Here is a 15,629-nt window from a genome sequence, read left to right as displayed (position 1 = left end):
TTAGCTTATCGCCGAAACATTCTGCGCATTCTTCTGCGCTTTCAGGCACAACTCCGTCGCCAGGAAACAATGCTCCTGCGGCATAGCCGTTTCGGTGCGGTTCAGTACATCGTCCACCAGCTGCCGGCCATATGACAACTCCACCTTGCTGCAATCGATGTAGGTCGTTTCTTTATTATTTACGACAAAAAGGTGGTTACCGCCTTCGCGGCCTCCGATATCGATGTTCTTGCGGATCTCGATAAAGCCTTCTGTGCCGAGCACGGTAAGGCGTCCGTCACCCCAGGTTTTCAGGCCGTCGGGCGTGAACCAGTCGACCCGGATATATCCCGCGCCACCGTTGCCACGCAGCATCGCGTCTCCGAAATCTTCAAATTTCGGGTATTGAGGGTGGTTTACATTACCCACCTGCGAAGCTACCACCTGGGCTTTGGTAGAATTGGTAAAAAACAGATATTGGTCAAACTGGTGCGAAGCAATGTCGCAAATGATACCACCGAAGCGCTTTTTGTCAAAAAACCACTCGGGGCGCGTGTTGGCATTCATCCGGTGCGGGCCCAGGCCGATCGTCTGCACCACTTTCCCGATAATACCCTCCTTAATGAGCTCTCCGGCTTTCACCGTAGCGCGGTTTTCGAGGCGTTCGCTGTACATGATCGAATAAATGCGCTTGGTTTCCTTCTGCACTTTGCGCACCTCCGCAAGCTGTTCGAGCGTGGTAAGGCCCGGTTTATCCACCATATAATCCTTACCGGCCTTCATGACGCGTACGCCCAGAGGCCCGCGCTCGTCGGGTATGCCCGAGCTGAGTACAAGCTGTATCGATTTGTCTTCCAGAATTTCGGCCTCCGATTTGGCCTGCTTCGCATTCGGATAGCGTTTGGCAAATGCCGCTGTGAGGTCCGCTTCTTTTGCAAAAAACGAAACCAGCTCTCCGCCGCCGCGCGTTACCGCCTCCACTTGCCCGTAAATATGGCTGTGGTTCATACCGATCACCGCAAATTTGATGCGTGACTCCGCCGCGGGGGCGAATACAGGGCCTTCGGCCACGATGGTTTTGATGGAACCGTATGCATTGGGGGTAAGTTGCGGAAACATCGCCAGGCCGGCGGCTGAATAAAGCGAATTGCGCAGGAAGTCACGGCGATTGTCCTGTTGGTCTCTCATTGCTCGATTGGAATGTAGTGAATACTTAGTAAAGCACATTTTTGGCAGATATAATGTGCTGGTGTTATGGACAGTATTCTACACCTCTTTCCCTGACAACCCCGATGCCGGAATCGTCTATTTATTTCCTACCGAAATCCCAAAAGTAATGCGCGAATCGTTGCGTTTGCGGCCAGTCTCCACCACGCTTTCATAAGAGTTTTCAAAACTCGTCCGGAGTGTCACCCATTTATTGAGCGGCAGCTCCATCGAAAGGATCGTGTTCCAGCGCACGTTCGAAAAATCGTTCAATGCGGGTTGGATAAATGTGAGGTGGTTGAACCGGAATTTGTCCGATAAAAAGGAATGCTTTCCCTTCATGCGGAATGAGTTGCGGACCGTACTGACAGTGGCTTTTTCAAAAAAGTTGGTCGATTCGTAAAGTAGCGCGTCGGTGAGGCTAAGGTCGTGCGCTTTGGATTTGATCACACGGTAACCTATTCCCGCCCCGGCCATTTGCCGGAGATCTATACGGCGGAGATTACTGGTTTCCAATGCCGCGAGGCCAAAAACATAGGTCCGTCGTTTTTTAAAAACATCCACAAACAAATCCACATAGGTATCCCGCTCGGCAAGGATGCCGTTTTGCCTTCCGTAAGTAAAGCGCGGATTGGTAGCAATGTTGATCACCGGTCCGCTGAAAATCAGTTCGGCGCGGAGGACCATCAGACTTCGGTTGACATTACCCCTCGTGAAATTACCGTCGCCAATGAACCGGTAGCGAACAGTGTCGATCAAAACGCGTGGCGGTATGACGACCGTATCAGGTTTTGGAGCAGCGACCGAATCGGCCGGGAGCACTTTTAAAGTATCGGTATTGACATCCTGCGCCCATGCAGGGACCGATATCAGCAGAATTAAAACAGCGGCAAGTGTGAAGAAACGGAAGCAGGTCAGATTTTTCATTAACGCAAATTTTGCAAAATAATGGTGCCAAACGTACCCGCAGTTGTTAATTTGCTCTATGAACAAGATTGATCCCGCGGGAGTGCCGGTACCCGGACAGCATAACTTCATTTTTCTGGATTTCAATATTTCCGAACTGTCCGTTTCGCACATCCTGAACAACAGCTCGGAAATGCCGCAGACCGAAAGAAGGGGCTATTTCGACATTCAACCGCATGAAATCGATGTCGACTACGCCGCATTCCGCGTGGCTGCCAACCTCACGGAGACATTCAAGGTGGTGGTCAAGCAGGACCGGAAAGCCGTGAACCTTTACTGCGAATGCACCCGCCCGAAGCGTAAACTGTGTGAGCACCAGAGCCAGGTACTGTACAATCTGCTGAACAGAAGGGACCTCCGCGCATTCTTCGACAAAAAGCTCCGGCAGGAGAAAATCAAAGAGGTCGCAGTGATTTACGGCATGCAGGACGAGCCCGATCTCGACGAGTATTTCCAATTGGAGTACGGCGGCCGCGAATTGCAGGTCAAACCGAAATTGAAGGAGCTGATTCCTGTCGATACGCTGTCGGTGGAGGCATTGCAGGAACAACTTGTAGCCAAACCAACCCGCGATTTCCCCGGTCCCAAGCCGCAGGCCGTAGATACCAAAACGATCGTCGCCATTGGTCTGAACAAATACTACGACCATTTTTACATGGAAATGTACGAAGCGCCGGTCACCCGGCAGGGTAAGCTCAAAAACCCGTTCGTACAGCTCAATCCGCTCGAAATGATCTGGAAAACACAGGAAACCGAGTCGATCAAATTTTATACCGCCGTTGCGGCATTCCAGAATAATTTCAGGAAAAAGAACCCGGAAACCGATCTGCCGGGATTGTATTCAGTGGTAAAAAACCCGCTGAAATACGATTTTTACTACCATAACCCTTCGGTTTCCGAGAACTTCAATGCGGCTTCCCTTCTGCCCGTGAAGCTCGCCGCTACGCCGGCCGACCTCCAACTGACGATCGATAAAAAGGACCCGTTTTTCCAGATACGCGGCGAACTGATCCTCAACAATGTGCATCTGGACATCGAAGACGTGCAGTTTCGCTACGACTACTTCGTGCTCTATAAGGATTCGCTGCATCTGATCGAGAGCCAGGACATTCTTCGTGTCCTGCAATTTTTCAGGCAGCATAACCAGCGCATTTACATTCACGAATCCAAATTCGAGGCATTCAGGGTCAATCTGCTCTCGAAGCTGGGCAATGCGATCCGGATCAACTACACCTACGTGAAGGTGGCCACGCCCGCGCAGCGCGAGGAGCAGGGGTTCGACCAGGGTATGGAAAAGCTGCTGTACCTGGAAGATGTGGGCAACTACGTGTTCATCACACCGGTGCTGAAATATGGCAAAATAGAGGTACCGCTATTCTCTAAAAACGACATTTACGCGGTCGATAACCATGGTAATCCTTTCATGGTGAGGCGCGACGAAGAGGCCGAACTGCGTTTCGGCAGCGCGGTCATGCGCCAGCACCCCGATTTCGAGGAGCAGCTGGGCCGGGAGTTCTTTTACCTTCACCGCGCGCGGTTTTTGAGCGAGGACTGGTTTCCCAATGCTTTTGAGGAATGGCAAAATCAGGGCGTAACTATTCTCGGCTTTAACAAATTGACTAAAAACCGCTTAAACCAACACAAAGCCAAAATTTCAGTACATGTCGTGAGCGGCATCAACTGGTTCAATACCACGGCCAATGTGGCATTCGGCAAGCAAAAGGTTACGCTGAAACATTTACACAAGGCCGTCAAGAACCGCAGCAAATACGTGGAGCTCGGGGACGGCACATTGGGCATCCTCCCGGATCAGTGGGTCGAGAAATTCGCGAAGTATTTCGAGGCGGGCGACATTGCGGGCGAGGTGATCCAGACGCCGAAAATCCGCTTCGCGTCCGTGGAAGAAATGTACGAGGGCGAAATGCTCGACCGCGAGGTGAAGGAGCAGATCGCATTCTACCAGTCACGCGTCGAAGATTTCCGATCTATTCAGCCGGTGCCGGTGCCCAGGACATTGAAGGCGAGCTTGCGCAACTACCAGAAGCAAGGTTTGAACTGGCTCAACTTTCTCGACGAATACAATTTCGGGGGCTGCCTGGCCGATGATATGGGTTTGGGGAAAACCTTGCAGATCATTGCATTCATATTATTACAAAGAAAAAAACAGGTCAAAAACACGAACCTGATCATCGTCCCTACCTCACTGATTTTCAACTGGCAGGCGGAGGTCGAGAAGTTTGCCCCCAGCATTAAAATGCTCACCATTTACGGCTCCGACCGGGTGAAGGAAGTGACGGATTTCGACCGTTACGAGATCGTCCTTACCTCTTACGGCACATTGCTTTCGGATGTGAATTTTTTAAAAAAATACCATTTCAACTACATTATCCTCGACGAATCGCAGGCCATTAAAAACCCGGAATCGCAGCGATACAAGGCGGCGCGGCTGCTGCAATCGCGCAACCAACTGGTGATGACGGGAACGCCGGTCGAGAACAATACTTTCGACTTGTACGGGCAACTCTCATTTGCCTGTCCTGGTCTGTTGGGCAACAAAACGCAGTTCCGCAACCATTTTTCCATCCCGATCGACCGGTTCAAGGACAGTGAGCGAGCAGAAGAACTGCAAAAGCGCATTAACCCGTTTGTTTTGCGGCGTACCAAGCAGCAAGTCGCCTCGGAGTTGCCGGAAAAGACCGAAATGGTGATATACTGCGAAATGGGCGAGGAGCAACGGAAGGTTTACAACGCTTACGAATTGGAATTTTACAATTTTCTCAACACCAAAAACGACGGCGATATCGAACGCAGCAGGCTGCACGTTTTGCAGGGCCTCACCAAGCTACGCCAGATCTGCAACTCCCCCGCACTGCTCCGCGACGACCTGTATTATGGCAATTCCTCAGCTAAAATCGATGTATTGATGGAGCAAATAGAAGATACCGCACCCTGGCACAAGATCCTCATATTCTCGCAATTCACCTCCATGCTCGACCTCATCAGACCCGAGCTGGAACAACGCGGTATCGGCTACGAATACCTGACGGGCAAAACGCGCGACCGCGCCGCACGGGTGGAGAATTTTCAGACGAACGAGCAAGTGCGCGTGTTCCTGATCAGCCTGAAAGCCGGCGGAACCGGGCTGAACCTTACGGAAGCGGATTACGTCTACCTCATCGACCCGTGGTGGAACCCGGCCGTCGAAAACCAGGCTATCGACCGGAGCCATCGCATCGGACAGCAGAAGAACGTGATCGCCGTGCGGCTGATATGCCCCGGAACGATCGAGGAAAAGGTGATGGAATTGCAGGAGACCAAAAAAGACCTGGCCAACGATCTCGTGAAAACCGATACGGATATTCTGAAATCGTTGACCAGGGCTGACCTGATGGCGCTGGTATCGCGCTAGTCGAGGTTTTTGTGGATTTCGTTGATCAGGTATTCTTTCGGGTCATTGAAATACTCCCAAAAGAAAATACCAGCCAACTTATTCTTTTTCACATACTTGCATTTCCCTTTGATGGACTTTTCGTCTTCATAGGTAATGAGCACTTTCGTGGAGTCGTTGAACAGGTAGGGCGCTTTGGCCTTTTTGTCGTAGTACTTTTTATAGCCATTCTGGTCTATGAGCGTGTCTTTCAGCTTGGTATAACCGCCTCCCTGCACCGATTTCACACGTTTTGCACCCAGGCCGTGATTATCGGCCGTCTCGGCCTGCCAACCCTTGCCGTAGAAAGCCCCTCCCAGCCCAATTTTGCTCGCAGGCACGCCCGCGCCGATGAAATTCTTCACCGAACGATCGGCCGAGGAGCCTTCACCTGACGTGTCGTAATCGTATAGGTTGGTATGGTGCCCTACCGTGCCATTCCGGCCACCGTAATCGTATGTCATGATGAGCACGTAATCCAGGTATGCCTGCGCGAGGCCCATTTCGGTGTGCTCGATGAATGATTTCGAGCCGCCCACAGCGGTGGTGAGGAGGTATTTCTTCCCTTTTTCTTTTTCGAGCAAATTTAATTCCTCGCGTATCGCTTTGAACATCAGCGTAAAGTTCTGCTTGTCTTCGGGGCGGAATATATTGCCCTCCTCGCCCCGCATTCCGGGATATTCCCAGTCGATATCGACGCCGTCGAGGTCGTACCGGCGCACAATTTCGACGCTGGATTTCGCGAATTTTGAACGGGAAGATTCCGTCAGCACAGCATCCGAAAAGTTCTCGCTCCAAGCCCAGCCACCGATCGATATCACGATTTTCAGGTCGGGATTAATCTTTTTCAGGCCATTCAGCTTGCGGAAATTGGTCGAATCCGTAGCCAGGTTGGTGAGCACGGCCATGCTGTCCTGCACATTCACGAATGCGTAATTGATATGCGTCAGCTTCTCTGCATCGATCTCTTCCACATTTGCGAGTCCGCGGAACCCGCCAACGTAGGCATTCACAATGTATTTTTTCTTCTTTTGGGCCAAAACGGCACCGGAAATAAGCAGGCACAGGGCAAGTGCCCAAAGCGGGAAGCCGGGAGATGGCTTCGCAACAAAGCTTTTCATAGAGGTCAGTAAATTTAGGTTCAGGATATATTAATAAAGGAATATTCGCTTCGATATTACTTCTTTCCCCGTATCGGTTACAACCACATAAATCCCGGCCGCGAGCTGGCTGAGGTCTATACGCCCTTCCTGCCTGATTTTCTTTACATTACGAACCCTACCATTCAGGTCATAAACCGACAAATTTGCCTCCGCCGCGCGGTTAAGATTTACGACGAGCGTCCGCCCCGCCATGTAGATCGAATGCTGGTCTTTTGTTGTCTCAACTCCTGTAATGACAGAAGCCGCGCGCACGATGGCCAGCAAACTGTAAGGCGACTCGCCACCGGCATTCACGGCCTTGATGCGGTAATAATAGTCGGCTGGTTCAAGAGCTGCCCTGTCCTCGTATTGCAGGACGGTCGCCGCTACTTTTGCGATCTGGGCAAAGCTACCGTCTCCTTTCGCGCGTTCGATCACAATTTGGGTGGCATTTTCCGTCGGTTTCGCCCAACGGAGCTGGATCAGGTCGAGGGCAGTAGGAACGGCCGTCAGATTGGTGGGTGTGCCCGGCACCGGAACATTTTGCGTTTTGGCCGTGCCGGTATTGCTATACGCCGACGCTCCGACCGCATTCACAGCCCGTACGCGATAATAGTAATCCGTCGCGGGAGCGAGGCCCGTGCTTTGGTAGGTGGTAACGTTGGCGGCCAGGTCGGTGATTTTGGTAAAACTCGTCCCGTTTTGCGAGCGCTCCACCTGGTAGCCGGTTTCATTATTCGCATTATCGGTCCATCTCAGGTCGATTTGCGAGGTAGAAACCGCTGTGGCCGTCAGGCTGGTAGGCGCATGAGGTATTACCTGCTGGGTGGTCGCATTGGCGATGTTGGAATAGGCGGATTTACCAGCGGAATTCTTCGCGAGCACGCGGTACCAGTAGCGCGTCGCGGGGGCGAGGCCGGTGTTCTGGTAGGTAGTCACGTTCGCGCCCAGGTCAGCGACCTTGCTGAATGTCACGGCGTCCGTCGAGCGTTCGAGCTCGAACCCGGTTTCGTCGGTCGCATTGTCGGTCCAGCTCAGATTGATCTGTGTAGCGGAAGCCGCAGTAGCGGTGAGTGCCGAAGGCACTTTTGGAATCGTAATGATTACCAGCGTGGTAGCATTGGCGATGTTGGAATAACCAGAAGCCCCCGAAGCATTTTTGGCGCGTACCCGGTACCAGTATTTGGTGGCCGGTTTGAGGGATTTGTCCTGATAAATAATGGTATTGGCGGGAACGTCGGCAATTTTGGCAAACTTCGTCCCGTCGGTGGATTGTTCTACTTCAAAACCCGTTTCGTCGGTCGCCAGGTCCACCCAGGCAAGGTTAATCTGACTTGCGGATGCGGCCACGGCCACCAACGTCGAAGGCGCTTTGGGAATAGCGGCCCAAACGCCGGATGAAAACACCAGGGCAATGCAAAACGGTATGAATAGCGAAAATGCGCGTCGGGTAAAGGTCGGGTTCATAGAAGTGGGATAATAGGGAGGCAAAAATAGAGTTTAAAAGCATTCGTGCCACCGGTCACAGCCATCCGCGCCGTTTAAACCAGACATAAATCCCGAAAGTGATCGCGCCCATGAGGATCATCACACCCGGATAACCCCATTTCAGGCGTAGTTCGGGCATAAAATCGAAGTTCATTCCGTAAATCCCGACAATGAATGTAAGCGGCATGAAAAAAACCGAGAACACCGTGAGAACACGTACAATTTCATTGGTACGCTGGGAGGAAATCGAGAAATAGACCATCACCAAATGGTTCATATTTTCGAAAAGCGTGTCGTAAATGTTGTGCAGTTTCACGTAAAGGTCGCGCGTGTCACGCGTGTAAGTGTTGGAATGCCCCCGCACGTCCATTTTGTCGACAATTTCATGTGAAAGCATCAATATCCGCCGCGTAACCTCCACCCTTCTTCTCAAATAATACAGGCCCTTCAAAAGCGACGCCTTGCGGTTTTTCAGGAACATATTTTCCTCGTAATACTCGATATCCTTCGTGAGCTTCAACGACGGTTCCTCGTAGGTAGCAATACAAGCCTTGATAATCTCATTCACCAGATGATGTGTATCCTCGCAGGAATGCTGATCAACCTGCTGCTCGCGAATGATTTCCGGCGCCCCCCACTCTTTTTTATGCATGGTGATCACAGCCTCCTTCGTCATGAAAATGGCCAGCTTGTCGGTCAGTTCGGCGACGGTATCGGCCTCGGTACCCACTTTCTCGCTGTGCATCCTGAAAATAATGAATACATAAGAGCCCACATCTTCGTATTTGGGCAAATGGTCGGGTTGCAGCCAGTCTTTGATCGACGATTCGTGCAACGCGTATTTTTTTCGGATCTGTTTTAATTCCTCATCATCGGGATCCGTCACGTCAATCCATTCGAACGGGTATTGGGACGGATCTGCAATTGTCTGGATCATAAGGAAATGCGGCTATAATTTAAGTATTGTATCAAATGGTCAATGCGCCGGTTTTTCCGGCTTCGAATCGAGGATGAAACGCAGGGACTGGTCCCTTGTAAAGAATGCGACCATCCAGTTGTACAGGGTTTTCACCTGGTTGCGGTAGCGCATAAGCGAAAACAAATGCACTACCAGCCACAGAAAATAAGCGATAAAGCCCTTGAAATGCAAACCCGGCAAGTCGGCCACGGCTTTGTTGACGCCTATGATCGCCATCGTGCCTTTGTCATTGTATTCAAATGCCGTCGGGGATTTTCCTTCCAGCCAGAGCGACAGATTATCCGCGAGGTTCCTCCCCTGCTGAATGGCCACCTGCGCCAATTGCGGATGCCCGTTCGGAAATTCCTTGTCGGCAGTCATCAGGCAAATGTCTCCGATCGCAAAAATGTCGTCAAACCCCTTCACACGGTTGTATGCGTCTACCAGCACCCGCTTGCCTTTACCGAGCGCTTCGTCGGGCAATCCGGGCAATGGGGTGGCGGTTACTCCCGAAGTCCAGATCAGCGTTTCGGTCGCGATCGTATTCCCATTGGCGAATGTGACGATTCCGTTCTGGTAGTCTTTCACGGCGTGGTCGAGCAGCACCTCTATCCCCAGCCCGCGCAGCTCTGCCAGCGTTTCTTCCTGTGATTTTTTGCTCATCGGGTTCAACACCACGGGCAATGCGTCGACGAGGTAGATTTGCACTTCTTCCCTTTTCAGTTCGGGGTAATCCTTATTAAAAATGTTCTTGTGCATTTCAGCCAGCATCCCCGACACCTCCACGCCCGTCGGCCCAGCGCCTGCTACCACAATGGAGAGCAACTTTTTCCGAACGGCGACATCGGTTTCCCTGGTGGCTTCTTCTTTCAGCCTCAGAATATGGTTACGTAACGCGAGCGCGTCCTGCACTGTTTTCATCGGTACCGCGTTCTTCCGCACATTCTCCATCCCGAAATAATTGGTTTCGGTGCCGGTCGCGAATACGAGGTAGTCGTAGCAGATGTCGCCGCTCTCGGTCACCACCTTTTTTTCATTGGGAAAAACCTTTTCAAAACCGCCCAGACTGAACCGGAGATTGGATTTGTCCTGAAAAAACTTGCGGAACGGGTAACTGATATTCGAAGCTTCTAGAAAACCCGTCGCTACCTGGTACAGCAATGGCGGAAAGAAGTTGTAATTGTTCTTATCCACCAGCACAATCTGAAACGATTTGTTCCGGGCAAGTTTCTGGGCGAGGTTAATCCCCCCGAAACCACCGCCTATGATCACCACCTTTTTTAAATTCATAGTGCTATACGTTTGCCGGTCGAGGTTTGCGGCCGCATCGCGTGCTTGCATTAATAACCATGCCGAATGCTTTCAGAAGCATTCAAACAGGCCTCTGGGGCTCAAATGCATACAGTATACTGTGAAAATCTTTACTCATTTCCGGCAGATGGCCTGCATTGCGGGAGCGCTGCACGGTGATCGGCCACTGGCATATGCTTTTTGGCAATGCGCCGCATCTACAAAACTTCAAGCATTATGAATTTCGACATCGATACCCACGGCCAAACACAAGGCGTACAACCCGGCATAGAAGAAATTATGGACCCGGCGCCGGTCGTGATCCGCGAAAACTACCGCGGCAGCGGTAAATTGGAGGGTAAAACGGCTCTCATCACCGGCGGCGACAGTGGCATAGGCCGCTCGGTAGCGGTGCATTTCGCCCGCGAAGGCGCCGATGTAGCCATCGTGTACCTCGACGAGAGCCAGGACGCTGCCGATACCAAAGCCATGGTGGAAGCCGAAGGGAAAAGCTGCCTGCTCATCCAGGGCGATATCCGCAGCGAGGCGTTCTGTATGGAAGCCGTGCGCCGTGCCGTGAACGAGTTCGGGAAACTGAATATCCTCGTCAATAATGCGGCCGAGCAGCATCCGAAGGACAATGTCGGCGAAATATCAGCCGAGCAGCTAAGCGATACATTTGCGACGAACATTTTCTCCTTCTTTTACTTTACAAAAGCTGCATTGCCGCATTTGAACAATGGCGATTCGATTATCAATACTACCTCGATCACAGCCTATCACGGCAGTCCGTCGTTGCTCGATTATTCGTCTACCAAAGGCGCGATTGTCGCCTATACGCGGTCGCTGTCGGACAATCTGGCCGAAAAAGGCATCCGGGTGAATGCGGTAGCGCCGGGGCCGATCTGGACACCGCTTATTCCCTCCACCTTTGATTCGGAGCGGGTGGCAAAATTCGGGAAAGACACGCCGTTCAAGCGTCCGGGACAGCCTTGCGAAGTGGCTACCTGCTATGTATTCCTGGCCAGCGAAGATGCCTCGTACATGAGCGGACAGGTGCTGCACCCGAACGGCGGGCAGGTGGTGAATGGCTAGTCGCCCACGGCTAGTCGCCGACAGCTAGTTCATTTTGGGAAGCCATTTACGGACGGCCGCTTCGAGCGTTTCTTTCAAAACCGGCTTGGTGAGGTAATCGTCCATACCGGCGTCGATGCATTTTTCGCGCTCGCCCACGACCGTACCGGCCGTCAGGGCGATGATCGGGACGTGTGAGCTACCCGCCAGCCTGATCTCGCGCGTGGCTTCATATCCGTTCATTTCGGGCATTTGGATATCCATAAAAACCATATCGGGGCTGGTCCTGCGGAACGCTTCTATGGCCTCTTTTCCGTTCGCCGCTTCTATTAACTCGCTGCCGGGCAGTATTTTGCCCAGCATCGACTTCACCAGCAGCATATTGATCTTATGATCTTCCGCTATGAGTATTTTCACTTCACCTGTTTCGTAAGTTTCTACGGATAGTTTTTCCTGCGCTACTATTTTCGCCCGCTTTTCCGGGGTTGTCGTTTTGAGCCCGAGATGGGAAAGTGCGTGAAAGAGTTGTTGTATTTTAACTGGTTTTACCAAAAAATGCCTGATATCCAACTCATGACCAAAAGTACTGAGCGCCTCGTCGTCGAAGGAATCGTTCAGCAATATCACCGGTTGACGGGCCTGAGCGCCTTCCAGTTTTCTCAGTTTCCGGATCGTTTCGATCCCGTCCCAGCCGGGCATCTGGCAATCCATCAATACCACATCGTATTTTGTACCCGAAGAAAGCAGGTCATAAGCTTCCTCGCCGCTACGAACGTAGTCCGCTTCGATCCGTTTGTTTGCCAGCATGTCTTTCAGTATCTGCCCGTTATGCGCATTATCGTCCACCACCAACACGTGTTCGATTTGCTCCACATTCTCCCATTCAAACCGGTCTTCGCCCTCGATGGCCCGGAATGTCACATCGAAAAAGAAGGTACTGCCTTGTTCGAGTCTGCTCACGAGTTGCAGGCGGCTGTCCATTAAACCCAGCAGGCTGTTGGAAATGGTTAGCCCGAGGCCGGTGCCGCCGAACCGTTTCGTGGTGGAAGAGTCTTCCTGAGAAAATGCCTCGAAAATGCGGCGCTGGTTTTGAGGGTCTATACCAATGCCCGTGTCGCGGACCGAGAACCGGAATGTATAGTCCAGGCCGCTTACATTTTGTAACAACTCTATTTTAAGCTCGATTTCGCCCTCGCTCGTGAATTTAACGGCATTGCTGAGCAGGTTCACCAGGATTTGCCGCAACCGCACCGAATCGCACCAGACGAACTGGGGAATGTCGGCGGGGATGTTCAGGAGCATCTCCAGGTGCTTTTGCTGCGCCTGATACGTGACCATGTCGGCCACCTGCCCGCTGATTTCGAGCAGGTCCGTCTTTTCGGGGGTCAGTTCCAGCTTGCCCGCTTCTATTTTGGAAAAATCGAGGATGTCGTTGATAATGTCCATCAGCGAGTTGGCCGATTGGAATACCATCGACATATATTGCTGCTGGGTTTCGTCGAGATTGGTTTTCATCAGCAAATCGGTAAAACCGACCACCCCATTCAGCGGCGTCCGGATCTCATGGCTCATATTGGCCAGAAACTCCGATTTTAACTTGCTGGCAGACTCTGCCTGTTCCCGCGCTTCGAGCAATTCGAGTTCCGCACGCTTCCGCAGCGTAATGTCGCGGATTACGGCCTGAATAATCTCCGAGTCGTTGACTTTCATCAGGTTGAGCAAGACCTCGGCAATAAACGACTCCTTCGACTCACCGAAGCGCCTGTATTTCCATTCAAAACTGTGCGAACCCTTTTCGTAAACTGCGCGGACGTGCTGGTTACCTTCCCGCTTGTGGGCTTCCATACCCATCTCATTCAGGCCCGACAAATCGCCCATCGGCATGCTCAGGAAAGCCTCCACCGAATCGATCCCGAACATTTTCAATGCGGCATCATTGCAATCCAGGTAGCCGGAATGGTCGAAAAGGATCACGGCGTCACTGGTGGAATCGTACAGGCTTCGGAATTTGGCTTCGGAATTTTTGATATCCATTTCCGCCTGTTTCCTGTGCGTAATGTCCTGGAACGCCCCGTAAATGCGTACGCATACGCCGTCGACCATTTCGGCGTCTCCTATCGCCCTGACCCACAATTCATTGCCTTTCGCGGTCACAACCTGCAATTCGCTGTCCCACGGAGTACCGTTGGCCAAGCCATCCGCCACGACCCGCGTAATGGTCTCGCGGCTGTACCCTTCTTTATAAAAGTTAAGAGCCGCGTCGATATGCGGAACATAGTCCTGCGGTACCTCATGGATTTCCTTCGTAGTCGACGACCAGTAAAGCTCTCCCGTACGCGTATATAGCTCCCATCCGCCCACGCGTGCGACGCTGTTGGTCTGCTCCTGGATATCCTTGATGCGTTTGAGTTCCTGGTCTGCCTTTTTGCGGGCCGTAATATCCCTTTCCACGGCAATGAAATGGGTGCATTTGCCGTAGTCGTCGAACACCGGGGTCACTTTAAGGTCTACCCAGTAACTCACTCCCGCTTTGGTATAGCACAGCACTTCTTCCCGCACGACCTGTTTTTCTTTACAATACAACCAGATCCGGTCGAGGGTATCGGGGTCGGTCTCGGGCCCGCGTAGCAACAGCAGCGGGTTTTTACCCTTTACCTCCCTTCTGTCGTAGCCGGTATGCGTTTCGTAGGCCTTATTGACCCAGGTAATGTATCCCTGGCTGTCTGTTATTACAATATAATCTGTTGTATTGGAAGCAACTATGGCCAATTCTTTGAGCCGCTCGCGGGAGTTCCGCAGCTCGGTAATATCGTGGCTTGTAAGGATGATGTCCTTGCTTACCGGGTCGATATTGGCACTGGTATTGCTCCACGACCACGAACCGTCACGATGCCTGATCCGGTGCTCCACGCCGCCCGGCACTGGTACGCCGGTTTCGGCGGTAATGCGCAATGCCTCGAAGCAGATATGGAAATCGTCGGGGTGAATGAATTCGGTGAATGGTCTTCCTACCGTTTCCTCTACGGTATGACCGTACATCGACGTCCAGCTGGGAGATACGTAACTAAAAACACCTGCCGGGGTAATTGTAAACAGCACATCCTGCATATTGGATACCAGCACCGAGAGGTCTTCCTGCACTTTCAGATGCTGGGTAATATCGTAACCGATGCAGAATATCTCGGTAATCACACCGTTTTCGTCCGCTATGCCCGTAAACTCCCATTGCGTGGTCTTCACGCCATGCCGAGAGTGCTTCCGGAGAACGACAGGATGCGGTGTACCCGGGCTGACAAAGCAATGTTCGCCTACTTGCAGGCATTTTTCGATGTCCTCGGGAACCACGCCGCTAAGCGACGATTTACCGATAATTTCAAGCCTTTCCAGCCCGTAAAACTCACAGAAATGGTCGTTGACATACTTGTAATTGCCTTTCAGGTCGATGCTCGTGACGTAAATGGCATGGCTGTTCAGGAAAGAATGATGGAGCTCCGTGCCGGTAACCGGTAACGGCAGCCCGGGCATGAGGTCGTCTTGACGAAAACCCGACAAAACAAGCCATCCGTGTATTTCGGAGCATACACAAATGGAATGGACGGCCAGCCGCAGGGCCCGCACATTATCCTGTGCAATCCTGACGGTGCCGTAGCGCGGTTCCGGATTTTCCGGGAAACTGGCCAGGGCATTCGTGGTATGGATCTTAAATGAGCGATTCTCAAAAAGTGAAGAAAGCGGGTCCGTACCTTGTGGAAGACCTGGCGCGAGTGTCTGCTGCAACTTCGCGTCGGGCCAGCAATCGTCCGGATTAGAATGCTTCCAAATCAGTAAACCGTCTGTGGCCGAGTCCTGGATAAAGTCAAAAACACGTTCATCCTTTTGCAGCAGCTTGAAAAGCTCCTTCCTCAGGTCATTCATTTTAAAAAACTTGCGATTAGAAACGTCGGTAGTGTCGTACAATATAGCAGTTATTCGACTATGTTAGGGACAAGGAAGCCCTTGGGAGCTAATTTTATTATATTTTAAAACAAATTCTACATATATAAATTCCGTACTTTAAATCATTTACCAAAAAGCCCTCTTTCCGAACCACGAAAAAAGG

The 15,629-nt window shown here is 51.8% G+C and carries 9 protein-coding genes; 2 read left to right on the top strand and 7 right to left on the bottom strand.

The genetic code is table 11. From position 1 onward, the window contains the following. Both BMW93_RS17470 and BMW93_RS17465 read right to left on the bottom strand, forming a co-directional pair. Entirely contained in the window at positions 1-1,167 is a 1,167-nt protein-coding gene (locus BMW93_RS17470; RefSeq protein ID WP_090378984.1) for a Gfo/Idh/MocA family protein, read from the bottom strand. Positions 1,168-1,284: 117 nt separating this feature from the next. Continuing rightward, a complete protein-coding gene (locus tag BMW93_RS17465) occupies positions 1,285-2,112 on the bottom strand; it encodes a DUF481 domain-containing protein (RefSeq protein WP_090378981.1) in 828 nt (275 codons plus the stop codon). A gap of 58 nt (positions 2,113-2,170) precedes the next feature. Between BMW93_RS17465 and BMW93_RS17460 the strand changes: the two genes are divergently transcribed. Continuing rightward, positions 2,171-5,560 carry a DEAD/DEAH box helicase gene (locus BMW93_RS17460; RefSeq protein ID WP_090378978.1) on the top strand — a complete coding sequence of 1,130 codons (3,390 nt, stop codon included), beginning with the start codon at positions 2,171-2,173 and terminating at the stop codon, positions 5,558-5,560. Here BMW93_RS17460 and BMW93_RS17455 read toward each other — a convergent pair. The 4 genes from BMW93_RS17455 to BMW93_RS17440 are packed head-to-tail and all read right to left on the bottom strand — an operon-like array spanning position 5,557 to position 10,456. Further along, the gene (locus BMW93_RS17455) at positions 5,557-6,699 is read right to left on the bottom strand and encodes a glycoside hydrolase family 18 protein (protein WP_090378975.1); all 1,143 of its coding nucleotides are present in this window, start codon (positions 6,697-6,699) and stop codon (positions 5,557-5,559) included. The two genes, BMW93_RS17460 and BMW93_RS17455, sit on opposite strands and share 4 nt — an antisense overlap. Positions 6,700-6,729: 30 nt before the next feature. Then, on the bottom strand, positions 6,730-8,187 hold the full coding sequence (locus BMW93_RS17450; protein WP_090378973.1) for a fibronectin type III domain-containing protein: 1,458 nt from the start codon (positions 8,185-8,187) through the stop codon (positions 6,730-6,732). Between the two features lie 55 nt (positions 8,188-8,242). Further along, positions 8,243-9,145: a CorA family divalent cation transporter gene (locus tag BMW93_RS17445; RefSeq protein ID WP_090378970.1), complete on the bottom strand. Its 903-nt coding sequence runs from the start codon at positions 9,143-9,145 to the stop codon at positions 8,243-8,245. 39 nt (positions 9,146-9,184) lie between these two features. Then, positions 9,185-10,456, bottom strand: a complete 1,272-nt coding sequence (locus BMW93_RS17440) for an NAD(P)/FAD-dependent oxidoreductase (RefSeq protein ID WP_090379822.1) — start codon at positions 10,454-10,456, stop codon at positions 9,185-9,187. Between the two features lie 237 nt (positions 10,457-10,693). Here BMW93_RS17440 and BMW93_RS17435 point away from each other — a divergent pair, with 237 nt between their 5' ends. Beyond that, on the top strand, positions 10,694-11,551 hold the full coding sequence (locus BMW93_RS17435) for an SDR family oxidoreductase (RefSeq protein WP_090378967.1): 858 nt from the start codon (positions 10,694-10,696) through the stop codon (positions 11,549-11,551). 24 nt (positions 11,552-11,575) lie between these two features. Here BMW93_RS17435 and BMW93_RS17430 read toward each other — a convergent pair whose 3' ends face one another. After that, on the bottom strand, positions 11,576-15,445 hold the full coding sequence (locus tag BMW93_RS17430) for a PAS domain S-box protein (protein ID WP_090379820.1): 3,870 nt from the start codon (positions 15,443-15,445) through the stop codon (positions 11,576-11,578). Between the last annotated feature and the right edge of the window lie 184 nt (positions 15,446-15,629).

Source organism: Dyadobacter sp. SG02, from assembly GCF_900109045.1.
In the GTDB taxonomy this organism is placed as follows: domain Bacteria; phylum Bacteroidota; class Bacteroidia; order Cytophagales; family Spirosomataceae; genus Dyadobacter.
This window is presented reverse-complemented; position numbering and strand designations above follow the sequence as displayed.